Source organism: Rodentibacter pneumotropicus DSM 21403, assembly GCF_000379905.1.
Lineage (GTDB): Bacteria > Pseudomonadota > Gammaproteobacteria > Enterobacterales > Pasteurellaceae > Rodentibacter > Rodentibacter pneumotropicus.
The window spans coordinates 1-16,934 of sequence record NZ_KB904047.1; the positions used below are offsets into that span (position 1 = coordinate 1).

The 16,934-nt window shown below is 42.0% G+C and carries 13 protein-coding genes and 1 tRNA gene; 5 read left to right on the forward strand and 9 right to left on the reverse strand.

Annotated elements, in window-relative coordinates:
- Nucleotides 1–150: 150 nt before the first annotated feature.
- Genes hemG through A3GE_RS0104515 form a run of 3 tightly spaced genes read right to left on the reverse strand, consistent with a single transcriptional unit; the run spans nt 151 to nt 2,752 of the window.
- A complete protein-coding gene (hemG, locus tag A3GE_RS0104505) occupies nt 151–666 on the reverse strand; it encodes a menaquinone-dependent protoporphyrinogen IX dehydrogenase (protein ID WP_018356085.1) in 516 nt (171 codons plus the stop codon).
- Entirely contained in the window at nt 666–2,129 is a 1,464-nt protein-coding gene (locus A3GE_RS0104510) for a TrkH family potassium uptake protein (protein WP_018356086.1), read from the reverse strand. Before A3GE_RS0104510 ends, hemG begins: the two co-directional genes overlap by 1 nt.
- A gap of 2 nt (nt 2,130–2,131) precedes the next feature.
- Complete coding sequence (locus A3GE_RS0104515; RefSeq protein ID WP_018356087.1) at nt 2,132–2,752, reverse strand: YigZ family protein; 621 nt, start codon at nt 2,750–2,752, stop codon at nt 2,132–2,134.
- Between the two features lie 111 nt (nt 2,753–2,863).
- Between A3GE_RS0104515 and tusA the strand changes: the two genes are divergently transcribed.
- Nucleotides 2,864–3,103: a sulfurtransferase TusA gene (gene tusA / locus A3GE_RS0104520; protein WP_018356088.1), complete on the forward strand. Its 240-nt coding sequence runs from the start codon at nt 2,864–2,866 to the stop codon at nt 3,101–3,103.
- A 69-nt stretch (nt 3,104–3,172) separates the two neighbouring features.
- Here tusA and A3GE_RS0104525 read toward each other — a convergent pair whose 3' ends face one another.
- The 6 genes from A3GE_RS0104525 to selA all read right to left on the reverse strand — a co-directional run bounded on the left by A3GE_RS0104525 (nt 3,173) and on the right by selA (nt 13,176).
- A complete protein-coding gene (locus A3GE_RS0104525) occupies nt 3,173–4,630 on the reverse strand; it encodes a surface lipoprotein assembly modifier (protein ID WP_018356089.1) in 1,458 nt (485 codons plus the stop codon).
- A 58-nt stretch (nt 4,631–4,688) separates the two neighbouring features.
- Nucleotides 4,689–5,486, reverse strand: coding sequence for a Slam-dependent surface lipoprotein (locus A3GE_RS0104530; protein ID WP_018356090.1), 798 nt, complete (start codon nt 5,484–5,486; stop codon nt 4,689–4,691).
- A gap of 148 nt (nt 5,487–5,634) precedes the next feature.
- A complete protein-coding gene (locus tag A3GE_RS0104535) occupies nt 5,635–8,622 on the reverse strand; it encodes a TonB-dependent receptor domain-containing protein (protein ID WP_018356091.1) in 2,988 nt (995 codons plus the stop codon).
- 394 nt (nt 8,623–9,016) lie between these two features.
- A complete protein-coding gene (locus A3GE_RS0104540; protein ID WP_018356092.1) occupies nt 9,017–9,919 on the reverse strand; it encodes a DUF3298 domain-containing protein in 903 nt (300 codons plus the stop codon).
- Between the two features lie 9 nt (nt 9,920–9,928).
- Nucleotides 9,929–11,794: a selenocysteine-specific translation elongation factor gene (gene selB, locus A3GE_RS0104545; protein ID WP_018356093.1), complete on the reverse strand. Its 1,866-nt coding sequence runs from the start codon at nt 11,792–11,794 to the stop codon at nt 9,929–9,931.
- A complete protein-coding gene (gene selA / locus A3GE_RS0104550; RefSeq protein ID WP_018356094.1) occupies nt 11,791–13,176 on the reverse strand; it encodes an L-seryl-tRNA(Sec) selenium transferase in 1,386 nt (461 codons plus the stop codon). The genes selB and selA overlap by 4 nt, the downstream gene beginning before the upstream one ends.
- 70 nt (nt 13,177–13,246) lie before the next feature.
- On the opposite strand from selA, the gene A3GE_RS0104555 reads away from it, so the two are divergent.
- From A3GE_RS0104555 to A3GE_RS0104570, 4 genes are all read left to right on the forward strand, one after another.
- Nucleotides 13,247–13,341, forward strand: a tRNA-Sec gene (locus A3GE_RS0104555).
- Nucleotides 13,342–13,463: 122 nt separating this feature from the next.
- Nucleotides 13,464–13,733 (forward strand): oxaloacetate decarboxylase subunit gamma, encoded by a 270-nt coding sequence (locus A3GE_RS0104560; RefSeq protein ID WP_018356095.1) that lies wholly within the window; start codon nt 13,464–13,466, stop codon nt 13,731–13,733.
- 31 nt (nt 13,734–13,764) lie between these two features.
- Nucleotides 13,765–15,591, forward strand: coding sequence for a sodium-extruding oxaloacetate decarboxylase subunit alpha (gene oadA / locus A3GE_RS0104565; RefSeq protein ID WP_018356096.1), 1,827 nt, complete (start codon nt 13,765–13,767; stop codon nt 15,589–15,591).
- A gap of 16 nt (nt 15,592–15,607) precedes the next feature.
- Nucleotides 15,608–16,909 (forward strand): sodium ion-translocating decarboxylase subunit beta, encoded by a 1,302-nt coding sequence (locus A3GE_RS0104570; RefSeq protein ID WP_018356097.1) that lies wholly within the window; start codon nt 15,608–15,610, stop codon nt 16,907–16,909.
- Nucleotides 16,910–16,934: the final 25 nt, after the last annotated feature.

Here is a 16,934-nt window from a genome sequence, read left to right on the forward strand (position 1 = left end):
AATCTTAAAGGTTCACAACAGTGCGTCGTTGTGTGCCGTGCATTATAGGGATTTTTTTACACCACGCAAGTGATTTTTATAAAAAAATTTAAAAAAATGAGCTTTTGATTAAAAGAAAAACGGTTTGAATAAAATTTAGCTGAATTTCGACTATTTCTCCAACGCATTAATACGTTGCGCAAATTGTTTAACTTTTTCCCAATTCGTATATTCGACTTCTTTGCTGATGTCGGTTTCACCACCTGTGATTTTCATAATAAATTGGATCATCACACGATCAAACCATTTATAGCGAGGATATAATAATGCCCCTGCAAATACTGCTGCCAATTTAGGCTGCCATTTTGTACGTTGCAAAAATTTGCGTACATATACGTTAGTTTCCGGATTATCTTTCCCTTCTTTGCGTGCGGTTAAATTAACACAAAAAAATACCGCTCTTTTTTGCTCCAAACGAGCTAGGTTACGCACAACAAAACGATCGAGCGTTTTACTAAAATGACCATAACGTATGGACGCACCAATAATCACTCGATCAAAGGTTTCAATATCATAATCCTCTCGTAAGGCATCAACGATCACTTCTCCATCTAAAAGTGCGGTTAAAAATTCAGAGATTTTTTTGGTTTGCCCATCATGGCTTGAATAAAGAATTAAGGTTTTCATTAAGCTTTCCAAAATGCAGGGGTGAATAAAGCTAACAGGGTAAAAATTTCCAGACGTCCGCATACCATCGCAACGGTTAAAATCCATTTTGCACTATCGGGAATCGCCGTCATATTGCTACTGACAGAACCTAGCGCAAGCCCAAGATTGTTCAAACAGGCCAAGACAGCATTAAACGCATCGAAAGGTTCTACACCACAAGCAATTACACCTAGTAAACAAACTAAAAAGACCAGAAGGTATGCGGAAAAAAATGCCCAGATACTCCCAATAACCCGTTCATCTAATACAGTTCTTCCCCATTTTATGGGATAGACTAAATTCGGGTGAACTACACGTTTTAGTTCCCGTTTTCCTTGTAAGTAAAGTACCAATACCCGTGCCACACGTACCCCCCCTCCCACAGAGCCGGCGCAACCGCCCATAAAAGAGGCAAGAATTAATAGCACCGGTACAAACGAGGGCCATGTAGTAAAATCCGATATGGTATATCCTGTCGTGGTAGATATTGAGACGGCTTGAAATAGGACTTGTTCAAAATCTTGCCAAGAAGATGAAAAATAACTCTGGTTCCACATCACGAAAGAACATAGCGCCACTAAAATAATCTGAGTGCTGATAAAAAAGCGGAATTCAGGATCGCGCAAATAAATTTTGACAAAATTTTCACGCCCAATTATCGAAAATGCACGGAAATGCAAACCAAAATTGCAGGCTGAGATCAATAAAAATAAAACGGTAATACCGTTAATCAAGGGACTATTGAAATAGCCCATACTGGCATCATGTGTCGAAAATCCCCCGATAGATACGGTAGAAAAACTATGTGTCAACGCATCAAAAGGATCCATTCCTGCTAGCCAATAAGCTAACGCGCAAGAAATCGTCAGTGAAAGATAAATCACCCACAACATTTTGGCTGTTTCCGCAATCCTTGGACGAATTTTTTGTTCTTTCATCGGACCAGACATCTCTGCGCGATAAAGCTGCATACCGCCAATACCTAATAACGGAATAATCGCAATCGCCAATACAATAATTCCCATTCCCCCTAGCCACTGTAATAATTGGCGATAGAATAACAATGCCTTAGGCAGATTATCTAATCCTGTCATTACGGTTGCGCCCGTTGTGGTCAAACCTGAAAAGGCTTCAAATACTGCGGATGCCACCGTTAAATGAAGCTTGTCAAGTAGCAATAATGGCAACGTTGCCAAACCGCCAAGCACAAACCAAAACGCCACCACAATCAAAAAACCGTCTCGTGAACGCAATTCTTGTTTATGATGATGACAAGGCCACCACAACAACGCCCCAAACATTAAACTTAAGGTAAAGGCTTGCATAAAGGCTTTTCCGCCACCATCACCATAGATTAATGCGACAAAAGCAGGGATCAACATCGCGCCGGAAAAACACATCACGAGAATACCAATAATTCGAATAATAGATAAAATATGCACAATTATTCACCTGTTCCCAAAGGTTGAATTATCAATCTTCCTGCAGATTTTTCCGTCAGTTCTATTGAAAACGGTTCAATCATTTTTTCACTAATGCCTAAAGTTAAATGAATTTGCACTTGAAAATCCTGCGACAAAATCTCAATTTGATATTTCTCACAAAGTAACTGTACTAACCCCATTTGCCCATAATCACAATCTAAATGAAAAGAAATACGTTCCACTTTGATTTCTGTTTCCAGCTGTTTTAATGCCTGTTGAACGCCATTACCATAAGCACGGACCAAACCGCCTGTTCCTAACAAAATCCCTCCATAGTAACGAATAACTACCGCACTAATTTCTCCTACATTACTTCCTAATAGGGCACTTAACATCGGCTTTCCTGCCGTACCTGCCGGTTCGCCATCGTCTGAAAATCCTAATTGTTGTGAATCTGTCGGTTTACCCGCCACCGCCGCCCAACAATGATGTCGAGCGTTCGGATGGGCTTTTTTGAGCTCAGCCCAAAATGCTCTGGCTTCACCTAAACCATTCGTGTGTTGCAAATAAGTGATGAAACGGCTTTTTTTAATTTCTTCTTCAAAAATAACCGCACTTTTAGGAACAAAATATTCCGTCATTTCATTTTTTCAAGTAATTTCAATGGCACTAGTCTATCACTGATGGAGGGGATTTGTCGAAATTTCCTAACAAGTGGTATCATACGTATTATTTTTTGGAAAGAGAAATCAATGTCTGAAATTTCTATTACTCAAACTCTTGATACTCAAGGTTTACGTTGCCCTGAGCCAGTGATGTTGGTACGTAAAAATATACGCCATCTAAATAACGGTGACGTGTTGTTGATCATCGCTGACGATCCAGCCACCACGCGCGATATTCCAAGTTTCTGTCAATTCATGGATCACACCCTAATACAAAGCGAAATGGAAACACCCCCATTTAAATACTGGGTGCAAAAAGGAAAATAAATAGGCATAAATCCTCAATTATCCAACAATTAAGAGAAGAGCTGGAGAAAGAAAATTCCCCACATTAATTTAAAATCTCCACTCAAAATTCAGCTGTATTTCACTTTGTTTATAACTATAAACATAATCTGCATTACTCTTATTACGGGTGTGTTTCAGCAGTAGATAAGGCGTGATGTCTTTAAAATTCCAGCTTGGTATTTTTAATATGGCTAAATAAATTTGTTGTCTATCTTTACGTTTCAGCTCAAGAGCCGCGTGATAGACTTGGTAATTATAATTTCGCCATAATGCGAGAACCGTTGCATTTAAACCAAAATCAAACTGATAATTTAATCCCAAACGGGCACCTAACATACGGTAGGATTGCGTATCATCCGGTGTATGTCGATATGACAAATCTGCGCCGGCAAATAAGGTTGTTTGCGGAGTAAGTAGATAATACCAAGTACCGAATAATGTACTGACATCAGTTTTATCAAATGCACTGTAATGCTTGCTGTAACGCAGTTTTTTATATTCAAATTGGGTATTCCAACTGTGGCGTGGTGAAATGTTTTGCGTCCACTCAAGATGAGTTCCCCAACCGTGATAATAACGATGATCACCAAAGGTGCTATATTCCAGTATCGGTGCAGCAGTGATCTCTGTTTTAGCATTGCGAAAGCTGTATCCACCATAAAGTTTAACGGTATTCTCATCATAGTCGTGATGACGGGGATAAAATTGTCCGTAGCCGTTAAAATAAAATTCCAAACCATGATGATTCTGTAAAGAAATACGTCGTTGAGCAGTGAAATCATAACGCCAACCATAAGTATTTATGGCATCAGGCGAACGGCGGTTAATAAAACATTGCCCCTCTTTTTCCAATAGGCATAGCTGGCGTTGCGAAGATTGGTTCAAATTTTTATGATACAAATAACCTAAAGTGAGCGAGCTATTCCAATTTTCCCGTTCTTTGAGCGCTTGTTGGTAATCCTGAATGGTTAATAATACGCCATCCGGTAAGGGGTGGTGTGAAAGTTGGCGAAAAAGTGCGGTCGATTCTGTGTTTTTTTTGTCTTCAAACAAAATTCGGGCTAAATCCAATTGACCACGCAAGAAATCCGGTTCGCTTTGTAATAATTTGCGGTAATAACGTTCCGCTTCGGGTAAATCGCCTTGTTCTCTGGCTAATGCCCCTTTGGCAAACCAAGCTAATTGGACTTTGTGATCGGGAAATTTTTCATATTGAGCCAAAAATTGCTTGGCATATCGCCATAGTTGGCGATTTAATGCGATGTAGAGCGCTTGCCCCACAGATTCCACGTTGTTTTCAACCTGAAAAGATTCGCCCTCTAGGGTGATTTCGTTAGTCGGTTGTTCACTATCAATATTTTGTTCCTGCCGTTGTTGGGCGGATTGCTGACTATACAGTCGCCACAATCTGAGTGCGTCCTGCTCTTGCATATTGGCACTTGCCGACACGCTTGAACCGCCTACACAAAACAAGATGCCTACCAAAATAGAATAATATTTTTTCATAAAAACCTGCTTTAACTAAAAGGAAAGGGGAGAGAGTCCTCCCCTAAACCCCTAACAACTATTTTTTGGTACCGCCGAACGCCGTATCAAATTGGTTGTTGCCGTTAAATTTGGCATAACCGGCTAAAGCAGCAGCATCTTTACCGAAGAAGTGTCCTTTGGTTGTACCATCCACTTTACCATTAGCAAGAGCAGTCCCAGAGAAGCTGGCATCTTTTTTATCAATACCTGCATCAACCTTAACGGTTAATCCTGTTTTACTGATTGAACCGTTCAGTTTATTTTTAGCAAAATCAGCCTTGAATTGACCCTTTAACACCTCTCTGTCCATATCGGTATTTTTGTTGATACCGGTTACCTCATAAACCGCTACACCACCGATAGGCATTTTTTCGGTTTTATTGTTTCCGGCGTAATACACTACACGGTCTTTGTTGATATTGCCGTCTCTTGCCAACCACTCACCATAATATAGCTCTTCCGCCCCCACTTTTTTGAAAGCGAAATTACCTAATTGATTATGGAAACCCGGCACCCATTTCGGCATATTGTTCATTTTCAGTACCACTACGCCGTTTTTATCCACGCCACCAAAGGTTTTTAACCATTGGGTGTTTTTCGTGATTTTAGTCAGGGATTGGAAGCTGGTGACTTTTGTGCTTACACCTTTAACATCAACACCCGGTAATCCACCCGGATCTTTATGGAACCAACCATCATGTTTTGCAGAACCTTCTTTAGGCAAGCTCAATTTTGTATTACCTTGACTCACGGCTGAAGTAACAACTGCATTAGCAGGGGTTGTAACAAAAGCAAATGCCGCTAAAAGTGCGATAGATAAAATAGATTTTTTCATGTTAAAATCTCCGTCTCTTGTGGGGATATTTCCCCGTTATTAATGTTTATCCCCTTTCTTTACAATTGAAAGGAGACTGTTGATGCGGTAAAGCGGTTGTTTGGTTGCAAGGTTTTACCGCTTTTTTTAGAAGATGAACATTCACCCTCTAAAATCTTGCTGTTAGTCCTAATTTAAGGGTTCTACCTGGTGCCGGAATCATAGAACGGGTCATTGGGTCTAAATAGTAACGATCCGTTAAATTCGTGCCGGTTAATTCCATGGTTAGGTTCGGTGAAAACTTATATTTAACATAAGCATCTAAGGTGAGCACCGGCTGCCATGACATTGGACGATTCCAAATGCCGCCATTCAGCACTTTTAATTCCCATAAACGATCTTCGTCTTTATTTTTTGCCTTGCTGTGATATAACCAGCGGGTACCGATCTCTAATTTATTATCCAAGAAACGGGCGCCTAGATTAGAGGTGATGGAATATTTCGGTTGGAGTTGGGTGCGTAAATAACCCCAAGCAAAACCTCCTGTCATACAGGTTGGCACACGAAGCTGCATGGGATCCATTTCCACGGCGGTATTGGCATCACAAACCTTATTTTTCAAATGATATTCGATACCTAAATCGGCAAAATAATCGCCGTTATCATAACGGGCTTGTAATTCAATACCTTCAAGCAGGCGTTTATCAAGCTGAACAAAACGGAACTCTGTATCACGGTCGATCACATTTTTGGTTACATTGTGGTAATAGCTTAGTTTTATATCCGCTTTGGTTGGTGAATTGAAAACATTGCTAAAATCATAGACATAACCCAATTCAATATTCTGTGCTTTTTCCGGTTTCAATTTTGCATCTTTAAAGCGTTTGGAAATATTCGGGCTGGCAGAAAAACCTACGGTGGTTTCAAAAATACTCGGCATTCTGGCATATTGGGTATAGCGTAAATAGACACGGGAATGATCGTTTAAAAATGCCGTTGCGGAAAATGCCGGAGAAAAAGCATGCCCTCTTCTTTTTTCCACTTTTTTAATTCTATCGCTCTCTTCTAATTTTTCTGAAAAATAACCGCTGTGATACTCTTGATACTTATCCTCTATTTCACCACTAAATGGGTTTTTTACCTTTTCATTTTTTAACGTACCATTGTAAAAAGGATTATCTTCTTTATGTAAACGTCCATCAGAGCGGTAAGGGATATCAACACTAAGATGACGACGATAACCCTCTTCAATCCAATCAGCCCCTCTTTTTAATAAAACCAATTCATCCGATAATTGATTTCTTTCTTTAATAGTTTCTTCTTTATCCCAATCCCAATCCTTATCCAATTCCGTCCGAATTTCCTGATAACGATCCCAATCCTTTTGACTCACAACTTCTTGATAAGTGATGGATTGTCCGACAACCACCGTATCACCATTAGAATCGTAGAGTCGGTTCGTTTTTATCAAATGATCTAAATAATCATCAAAAGACCAATATTCATTATAACGTGCGCCCGCGGTGAGCATTAGCCAGTTGGTCGGGCGGTAATTAAAATTAAATGCGATATCCCATTCCTGACGGCGACCGGCACGAGGCGGGCTTTCATAAGTGCTGCTTGGGTTTGGCGTGGCGTTGAAATGGCTGCTGGTTAAACGTTCTTTTTGAAATGCGCCTGAGATAGTGAGATCTAATTTATCCGTTAAATTCATTGTATTGCTTAAATTCAATCCACGTCGGGTGTTATAAGCATTCACTTGTGCCGCATTAACATAGCTGTATTTGCCCCCAATATTCGGATTGGCTTTAACCAGCGGATCACCGATTCGGGCTAAACACGCACGATCAGGCACAATATACTCATGAGGATTGGTCGCATCAGGGTTTACAATGACACATCCACTGGTTGCCAATGTCCAATCAACGTCCATTGATTTCGCCTCACGGGGATTTCCGCCGGAGGTGTTGGTATCGCTCACGGTGCGGGTGTACCAAACGCCGGCATTGAAATTAATCCAAGGATTATCGGGGTTATAGGCATAATCTAAATTAAATGCTTGTTGCTTCACAGTGGCTAACGGCCATTGCGGGATATAACCGTGAAATTCACTGAAATCAAGACGGGAAGGCATAATTTCACCATAAGTGATTTTCGTATGGCGATAACCCATTTTTAAGGTTTGTTTATCCGTTAAGCGAACAGTATTTTTCAGTAAATAGGATTCCATTACACTGGAGGTATTCGGTATTTCCGTACGCGGTCGATAAATGGAGGCGGCAAAAGGCAGGTTTGGTTCAATTTGTTTTAAGTCTCTTCCTGATTTCTCATCAATAGCCCCTTCATACTTATGCGCACCACCTTTGCCAGCCAAGTAATTTCCTTTACTGCGATAACTATATGCGGCGAGCAAATCAAATTTATCTTCTTTTACACCGACTGCCAAACGCATTGAGTTATCTTTAAAATATTTCCCTTTGGTATTTGGCTTAACTAAGGTTACCGAGGAAAAATCACCGGGCGTGCCATCGCCCACTACACGATAATCCTGACCCCATTTAAAATCTGGAATACGTTCTTTCACAGAGTTATTACTGGTTTCTAATTTTAGTTCTACACCTACACGCCGACCGGGATTGACAATATCATCGGCATCAATAGTACGCATTTTCACTGCACCGCCGATACCCGAGCTATTACCCGATGCCAACTCAGGCCCTTTCTCTACCGTAATACTGCCGATCAAGTTTGGATCAATATAATTACGATTATTCGCACCGTTATAGCCCCGCCAAGTGGTTAATGCTTGCTCCGTTCCGTCAATCGTAGTCGGAATCCGTCCTTGCCCTTGTACTCCCCGAATATTCGGGTCAATCGCCCCACTGTTACGCGCATCCCCACTATACACACCGTTAAATTCTTGGAATAAATCTGCAGGAGAAGAACCTTTGTAACGTTCTACCGTTTCTTTGCCGGCATACATATTGGTGATGTTACGTTGGTAAACTTCATCTTTACCCTGTTCATCTTTTTGCTCTGCCGTTGCGTTTACATTAATTGCCTCTAATTGTTCTGTGGTTGATGCTTGAACAAAATAGACATAGGTCAAACCATACACACTCAGCAGTAATTTTCGATAGACATCTTTATTTTTCATTTGAAGCTCCTTTAGGCTGTAAAAATATAAATAAAAATCATTATCATTAATTCCGGTAAATATTACTGAATAACTTATTTAACTTCAATAAGCCATAATGAAAAATTTCAAACTGTGTATCTATTTGATTAGGCTTGGAATAATGATTGAGAAAGGAAAATAGCTACCTGAAATTAAGAGATGAATAGTAAATAATGAATAATTATAAAAATGAACTACGTATTTTTGAGACGCGGTATTATGTAGTAAGTGCACAAAAGCAGGAATTTCAATGAAATGTAGGGACACACTGAGTGTGTCCCTACAAATGAACCCCAAATGAGGTTTGGGCAGCCTGCTAAATAATACCGAAAATAATAAAAAATGCGGCGAAAAATCACCGCACTTTCTATTATTATGACTTCACATCCTCGTCAAATTTAACATAGTTTTGTTGTTTAAACTCCGGTTTTAACAAATCCTTTAATTGCCACCAATTCAGCGTTAAATCCGGCTCTCCTGCCGCATAAGGCGCAATTTCATAGGCGCTATAAATAAAATGCACGCCTTCAGCATCTAAATAAATATTACCTGATACACTAAAATCAGTTTTTTTCGTAAAAGTTTCGTCATCTTTTATTGCACCGTCTTGCGTATAATTCGCCCACAACAGCTCTTTTACCTGTGATAACGATTTCTCATCAAATAAATCATTGAGTTTTAAGATTTTGTGAGAGGTCAGATCAAGGGTGAAATAACGATTACCGCCCATTCCGTGCGCCCCACCGGTGTAATCATGATAACCGACAGCAAAAGTCGCTAATTTCTCTTTCTGACCGATAAAATCAACCCAACGGCTACTTTCAAAAGCAATACTCGGTTCTTCCATCATACCTTTGCGGGTCTCATCAAAATGTTTCTGGTAATTTGCCACCAACTGCTCACGGCTAGGAACCTTGCCTTCTTCTTGAGTCAATTCGTCCCATAGCAACGTATTTAACCAATCGATATTTGTTTTCAATATAGAAATCGAATAGGTAACGCTGCCTTCTTCCGGTGCATAATCTCCTTTTGATTGGGGATATTTAAAGGTTTCTGTCTTGTCAAATATCACATCTTTTTCGGTAAAAATCGCAGGAATAATCTTCTCTACCCGCTCTTTTTCTGCGGTTAAATCCGCTTTTAACTGAGTATTTTCAGCGGTGAGCTGTGTTACCGTTTGATTAAGCTGCTCAATTTTTGCTTGTGCCTCTTTATCTTGGCAACCTGTGGATAAAAGTGCGGTTAAAATTACAGCTGAAATGAATGTTTTTTTCATGTTTTCTCCTTATAAATCAAAGATATTTTTATCACGCAAAATGTGCTCATTACCTTTACGGCGTAAAAAACCGATGCGATCAAAATATTCCATGAGTTGCACAGTGAGCTTGCGACCAAAATTCAGGCGGTCACGCACTCCATTGACAGAAGCTTTCCCTTCTTCTTCAGCAATTTGTTTAATAAGACGCGCATAAGCGTAAATAGTTTCCGTTAAAAAGAAACGATCTTTTACAATAGGTGTAAGATAACCCAGCTTACCTGCTTTATACATAAAATTACGCATCTCGCTCTCGTCCGTCCCCAACACATTCGCCATATCGCGTACCCAAATCGCCTGCCCATTAGCCTTTTCAAATTCCTTCAACACCCATTGCCAACGAGTTTGTTCTTCCTCATTGAAGCGGATTTTATGTTCAGGTAAATGCAACCACCCTCGGGTTTGTTGAAGTTTACCATTCTCCAACATTTCATCTATCAAGTGGTAAATCAAATTTTCCGGCTGATTAAGTGCCGCCATCCGATACAAACGTGCTTTGCTCACACCCAACTGATCATCATTCTGTTTATGATAGGTGGCAAGTGCGGTTAAAATTTGCTGTGTTTTTTCTGCCTGATAATCTGCATTAAAGCACCAATCCTGATAGCGCATTGCCCCTCGTTGTGCCAACGCCTCGTCTAATTGCGAATCACTGATCTGCTCCCCCCACATCAACTGATTCGCTGCGACCGCTGTATGTTTAAGGGTAAGTGCAATACGTTCTGCCTCATTTTCTGTTAAAGCTAAATTTGCCAAGAAATTCAACCGCACTTCCGTACGCTTATGACGTTTTGGTGAGTTAATTTCCAACACCCAAGCACCAGCTACAAGCGCTTTCGCATCGCCACTACGCAAAATAAGTTTATCGCCAAAGGCTAAAAACAGTGGGGAATCCAGAATAATCTCCGCCAAAGTGCGGTCATTTTTGGCAACATTTTTACTTTGTAATAGGCTGAGTTTGCCCGTAGTACGAGTGGCAGCGTGATAAATATGCACAGGCTGACTTTCATTCAACGAGGTTTCCGCCCAAATTTGCACACTGACACGTGTGGTTGGCGAAGGTGGAACATCTTGTAATAACCAATCGCCACGTTTTATCGGGATGCGATCTAAATCCACATTGAGGTTTAACGCTAAACGTTGGCCCGCCAATCCCAGCTCACTTGGCGTATTTTGCGCATGGATAGCTTTCACCCGCACTTTTTGCCCTTTGGAAAGATAGAGTTCATCTTCCACTTGTACCGTTCCGGCAAAAGCTGTACCGGTTACTACTGTGCCTGCACCTTTGACGCTAAAAACCCGATCAATGGCATAACGGAATGGTTTTTGTGTTTCCGCCAGTTCCGGCAGTTGTTGTAAATAATCACGCAATTCCTCAATGCCCTGACCGTTTTCTGCGGAAGTAATGAAATATTTTGCCTGACATAAAAACGGGTAGTCCTGCTTAATTTGCCGGATTAATGTGTCGATTTGCACCGAATCTACACGATCCGCTTTGGTGATCACCAGTATAATTTCATGAAATTGTAACTGACGTAAAATCGCCAAATGCTCTTTAGTTTGTGCCGCAATGCCTTCATCTGCCGCTATAATCAGCATGGCATAATGAACACCGCCTAATCCCGCCAACATATTTGAAAGGAATTTTTCATGCCCCGGTACATCAATAAAACCAAGGGTTTTCCCACCCTCACCGAGAGGTAAATAGGCGTAACCAAGATCGATCGTCATTCCGCGCTTTTTTTCTTCCGGCAAATGCGTTGTATTCACGCCGGTTAGCGTTTTGAGTAACGCTGTTTTACCGTGATCGACGTGTCCTGAAGTGACAATAATCATAGTTCATCTACCACCTGTAATAAAGTTTCCATATCTGCAACGCTGCGAACATCCAACCATAATTTGCCGTTTTCCATACGTCCGATAATGGGCCGGGAAAGTGTCTTGAAACGCTCGGAAAGTGCGGTTAATTTGATTTTTGTTTTTTCAGCAATCGTGACCGCAAAGGAAGGAATACGTGCCATCGGTTGTGAACCACTGCCGATTTGTGCGTGGCTTTCTTCAATTTGAATATCAAACTGTGAATTTAACCGTTTTTCCAACCGCACTTTAAGGTGTTCTGCTTTCTCTTGTAACACTTCGAGAGATTGAGTGAGCAAATGTAATGTTGGCAAGTTTTCCGTTAATTTTTCCGGATTCAAATACAAGCGCAATGTGGCTTCCAAACCGGCTAGGGTCACTTTATCGCAACGCAATACCCGTTTTAGCGGGTGGGCTTGCAAGCGTGCAATCCATTCTTTTTTTCCCACAATAATACCGGCTTGTACACCACCCAATAATTTATCGCCGGAGAAAGTGATCAAATCGACCCCTTGAGCCACTTTTTCTTTCACGGTCGGCTCTTTTGGTAGGCCGTATTGAGTTAAATCAATTAAGGCGCCACTACCGAGATCAGTCACTACCGGCACATTCATCTCTTGTCCAAGTTCAACCAATTCCTGTTCCGAAACCGATGAGGTAAAACCTAAAATTTGATAATTACTACTATGAACTTTCATTAATAAAGCGGTATTTTCACTGATTGCATTTTGATAGTCTTTTAAATGCGTGCGGTTGGTCGTGCCGACTTCCACTAAATGACAACCCGCCTGAATCATAATATCCGGAATACGAAATGCACCGCCGATTTCAATAAGTTCACCGCGAGAAATCACCACCTCTTTTCCCTGTGCGAAAGTTGCCAACATCAAGAGCACCGCTGCCGCATTATTATTCACCACACAAGCCGCCTCTGCCCCGGTTAAACGGGATAACAGCGTACTAATGTAATGATCACGATGACTCCGTTTGCCTTCTTCCAAATCATACTCCAATGCAACGTTTCCTTGCATTGCGGACAATGCTGCTCGCCGTGCGGCTTCCGACCATATTGCACGACCTAAGTTAGTGTGTAATATCGTTCCGGTAAGATTATGCACTGTTTTAATTTGCACAGTATTTTGCTGGTTTAAACGAGCTTGAAGTTCGGCAAAAGTACGGTCAAAATCATTGAAATATTCAGGGAGTTGATGATTTTTTTGAATATATTGACGTGCCTGCATTAATAATTCCCGACACATTGCCACCATGGAGGAATGTCCAAATTCAGCGATCAGTTGTTCACCTTGTGGCATTTTGAGAAGTTTATCAACGGCAGGCAGCTGTTGAAAAAGTGCGGTCATTTTTGAATCCGTTTAAAATAACGTTGAGTTGGCGGCTAATTTACGCTAAAGTACCGCCAATTTCAACCTTGGAAGGTCGTCATCTCCGGTGAGGTGGCAGGACTTCAAATCCTGTTGAGGACGCCAGCGTTCTCGGGTGGGTTCGACTCCCATGACTTTCCGCCAAAAAATCTCAAAAATCCCCCTAATTTCAACCGCACTTTCCTTATTTTTGTGAACTATATCAAAGTTTTTTTTATGGAAAAAAGCTAATATATCCCGTATTTTCAATTTTCTTAGGGGTAATTATGACAGGTTCAGAACTCATGTTTGAAGGGATTAATTTAATGTTTGCGGGAATGGGGTTTGTTATCTTTTTTCTATTCCTGCTTATCTACGCCATTGAGTTTGCCTCAAAAATTATCAATCGATTATTTCCCGAAAAAACTCCGCCGATATCATCACACGCCAACCAACCGCAATCACCTGCGGTGTCCGGTGCGGATGATGTCGTTCGATTGCATCCGGTTATTGTTGCGGCGATTGCACATCACCGTCGCCAACAAGGTTTAAAATAATATATTTAATAGGCTAAGGAAGAGGTATTTTATGACTGCTCAACATAAAAAAATTGCTATCACCGATGTAGTATTGCGTGATGCGCATCAATCGCTTTTTGCTACCCGTATGCGCCTTGAGGATATGCTTCCCATTGCATCTGCATTGGACGATATCGGTTATTGGTCATTAGAAGCATGGGGTGGCGCAACCTTTGATAGTTGCATCCGTTTTTTAGGTGAAGACCCTTGGGTACGTTTGCGTGAATTGAAAAAAGCCTTGCCAAAAACCCCTTTGCAAATGCTTTTACGTGGTCAAAATCTGTTGGGTTACCGTCATTACGCCGATGATGTTGTTGATCGCTTTGTAGAACGTGCGGTCACCAATGGTATGAGTGTATTCCGTGTGTTTGATGCAATGAATGATCCACGCAATATGCAACAAGCATTGAAAGCTGTTCGTAAGCAAGGCGGGCATGCGCAAGGAACGCTGAGCTATACCACCAGTCCGGTTCACACTTTAGAAACTTGGTTGGATACCACAGAACAATTATTAGAAATCGGTATTGATTCTCTTGTGATTAAAGATATGTCCGGTATTTTAACGCCGATGTCCGCCTATGAATTGGTCAGTGAAATCAAAAAACGCTATGACATTCGCCTTCATTTACATTGTCACTCCACCACCGGTATGGCTGAAATGGCATTACTGAAAGGTGTTGAAGCGGGGGCTGACGGCATTGATACCTCCATTTCCTCCATGAGCGGCACTTACGGCCACCCAGCTACGGAAGCATTGGTCGCGACCCTACAAGGCACAGGGTATGACACAGGTTTAGATATTCTTAAACTGGAAAAAATTGCGGATTATTTCCGAACCGTTCGAAAAAAATATGCGAAATTTGAAGGGCAACTAAAAGGCGTTGACAGCCGTATTTTAGTGGCACAAGTGCCGGGCGGTATGCTCACGAATCTTGAAAGCCAGCTCAAACAACAAAACGCGTCGGATAAACTCGACCAAGTGTTACAAGAAATCCCTCGAGTTCGTGAAGATCTCGGTTTTATCCCTCTCGTTACGCCAACCTCACAAATTGTCGGTACACAAGCCGTGATTAACGTGTTAATGGGTGAACGCTACAAAACAATAGCAAAAGAAACTGCGGGCATTTTAAAAGGCGAATATGGCCGTACTCCGGCTGCGGTGAATACGGCGTTGCAAGCGCTTGTATTAGAAGGTGCACAACCTATTACGGATCGTCCGGCAGATCACCTTGCCCCAGAAATGGACAAACTCACTGCAGAAGTGAAGCAGCTTGCGAAGGAAAAAGGTATTAGCTTGGCTGAAAATGAAATTGATGACGTGCTGATTGTCGCGTTATTCCCACAGGTCGGCTTGAAATTCTTAGAAAACCGTGGCAATTCTGAGGCATTTGAGCCTGCTCCAACGGCAGATCAAGCAGCTGAAAAAACGGCCGAAAAACCAACCGCACTTTCAACCGTAAAATCCGGTGGTGCAGCAGTTTACACAGTGGAATTAGAAGGTAAAGCCTTTGTGGTGAAAGTCAGTGAGGGTGGTGATATAACCAATATCACACCAAGCGTGCCTCCCGCTCAAACAGCCTCAACACCTCCCCCAACACCATCCTCACCGGCACAATCAGCCACAGGCACGCCGGTTACTGCACCAATGTCAGGCAATATTTGGAAAGTGGTTGCCACAGAAGGGCAAACTGTCGCAGAAGGCGATATATTACTCGTGCTTGAAGCCATGAAAATGGAAACCGAAATTCGTGCGGTGAAAGGCGGCATAGTTCAGAATATCGCCATTAAAGCCGGCGATACCGTCACCGTGGGTGATACCTTAATGACCATCGCATAAGTAGTAGGTGGGAAATATGGATAGTATTATTGCATTATTTAAGGGCATGGGAATCATGCATCTGGAATGGGGGCAAGCCGTGATGATCGGAGTGAGCCTGCTCCTGCTCTGGTTGGCAATCTCCCGTAAATTTGAACCGTTGTTATTATTACCTATAGGGTTTGGAGGGCTTTTGTCCAACATTCCCGAAGCCGGAATTGCCATGACTGCCCTGGATAACCTTATCCACTCAGGCACGACGCAGCAGCTTGCTATCGTTGCTACAAAACTTAATACCTTGGCTGATCCGGCTGCTATTAAGGACGCGCTGAATAGTGCGTTACCATCGCAGATTGCCGAATTGGAAACCTTAGCCGGTGATATGGGGTATAGCGCAGGTATTCTCGCCTTATTCTATAAAGTCGCTATCGGTTATGGTGTCGCGCCACTTGTCATCTTTATGGGCGTGGGCGCAATGACGGATTTCGGTCCGCTTCTTGCCAACCCTAGAACCTTACTGTTAGGCGCGGCAGCTCAATTTGGTATTTTTACCACCGTGTTAGGCGCATTGGCGTTAAACTGGCTCGGCATTATTCCCTTCACCCTTCCGCAGGCAGCTGCGATTGGAATTATTGGCGGTGCTGACGGTCCAACAGCGATTTATCTCACCAGTAAACTCGCACCGGAATTACTCGGTGCTATCGCTGTGGCGGCTTATTCCTACATGGCGCTAGTGCCGCTAATTCAACCACCGATTATGAAAGCCTTAACGACAGAAGAAGAGCGGAAAATCCGTATGGTACAGCTTCGTCCTGTCAGCCAACGTGAGAAAGTGTTGTTTCCAATCATACTCTTGTTATTGGTTGCCTTGATCTTACCGGATGCCGCCCCTCTATTGGGTATGTTCTGTTTTGGTAATTTAATGCGTGTCAGCGGTGTTGTGGAACGGTTAAGTGATACCACTCAAAATGCCCTAATCAACATTACCACAATTGTTCTTGGTTTATCTGTCGGGGCTAAATTGGTGGCGGATAAATTCCTACAACCACAAACCCTAGGGATTTTGTTACTCGGTGTTGTTGCCTTTAGTATCGGTACGGCAAGTGGAGTATTGATGGCAAAACTGATGAATAAATTCAGCAAAAACAAAATCAATCCGCTGATTGGCTCTGCCGGTGTTTCTGCCGTTCCTATGGCAGCAAGAGTATCAAATAAAATAGGGTTAGAAGCGGATCATCAAAACTTCTTACTGATGCACGCCATGGGGCCGAATGTGGCAGGAGTGATTGGTTCGGCTATCGCCGCCGGTGTGATGTTGAAATATATAGCAGGAATGTAATGTTTTAACGTAAAAAAGTGCGGTC

Coding starts and splice junctions, on each gene's coding strand:
- selA (WP_018356094.1), bottom strand. CDS start 13,176: ATGACCGCACTTTTTCAACAGCTGCCTGCCGTTGATAAACTTCTCAAA.
- hemG (WP_018356085.1), bottom strand. CDS start 666: ATGAAAACCTTAATTCTTTATTCAAGCCATGATGGGCAAACCAAAAAA.
- A3GE_RS0104530 (WP_018356090.1), bottom strand. CDS start 5,486: ATGAAAAAATCTATTTTATCTATCGCACTTTTAGCGGCATTTGCTTTT.
- A3GE_RS0104570 (WP_018356097.1), top strand. CDS start 15,608: ATGGATAGTATTATTGCATTATTTAAGGGCATGGGAATCATGCATCTG.
- A3GE_RS0104515 (WP_018356087.1), bottom strand. CDS start 2,752: ATGACGGAATATTTTGTTCCTAAAAGTGCGGTTATTTTTGAAGAAGAA.
- selB (WP_018356093.1), bottom strand. CDS start 11,794: ATGATTATTGTCACTTCAGGACACGTCGATCACGGTAAAACAGCGTTA.
- A3GE_RS0104535 (WP_018356091.1), bottom strand. CDS start 8,622: ATGAAAAATAAAGATGTCTATCGAAAATTACTGCTGAGTGTGTATGGT.
- tusA (WP_018356088.1), top strand. CDS start 2,864: ATGTCTGAAATTTCTATTACTCAAACTCTTGATACTCAAGGTTTACGT.
- oadA (WP_018356096.1), top strand. CDS start 13,765: ATGACTGCTCAACATAAAAAAATTGCTATCACCGATGTAGTATTGCGT.
- A3GE_RS0104525 (WP_018356089.1), bottom strand. CDS start 4,630: ATGAAAAAATATTATTCTATTTTGGTAGGCATCTTGTTTTGTGTAGGC.
- A3GE_RS0104560 (WP_018356095.1), top strand. CDS start 13,464: ATGACAGGTTCAGAACTCATGTTTGAAGGGATTAATTTAATGTTTGCG.
- A3GE_RS0104540 (WP_018356092.1), bottom strand. CDS start 9,919: ATGAAAAAAACATTCATTTCAGCTGTAATTTTAACCGCACTTTTATCC.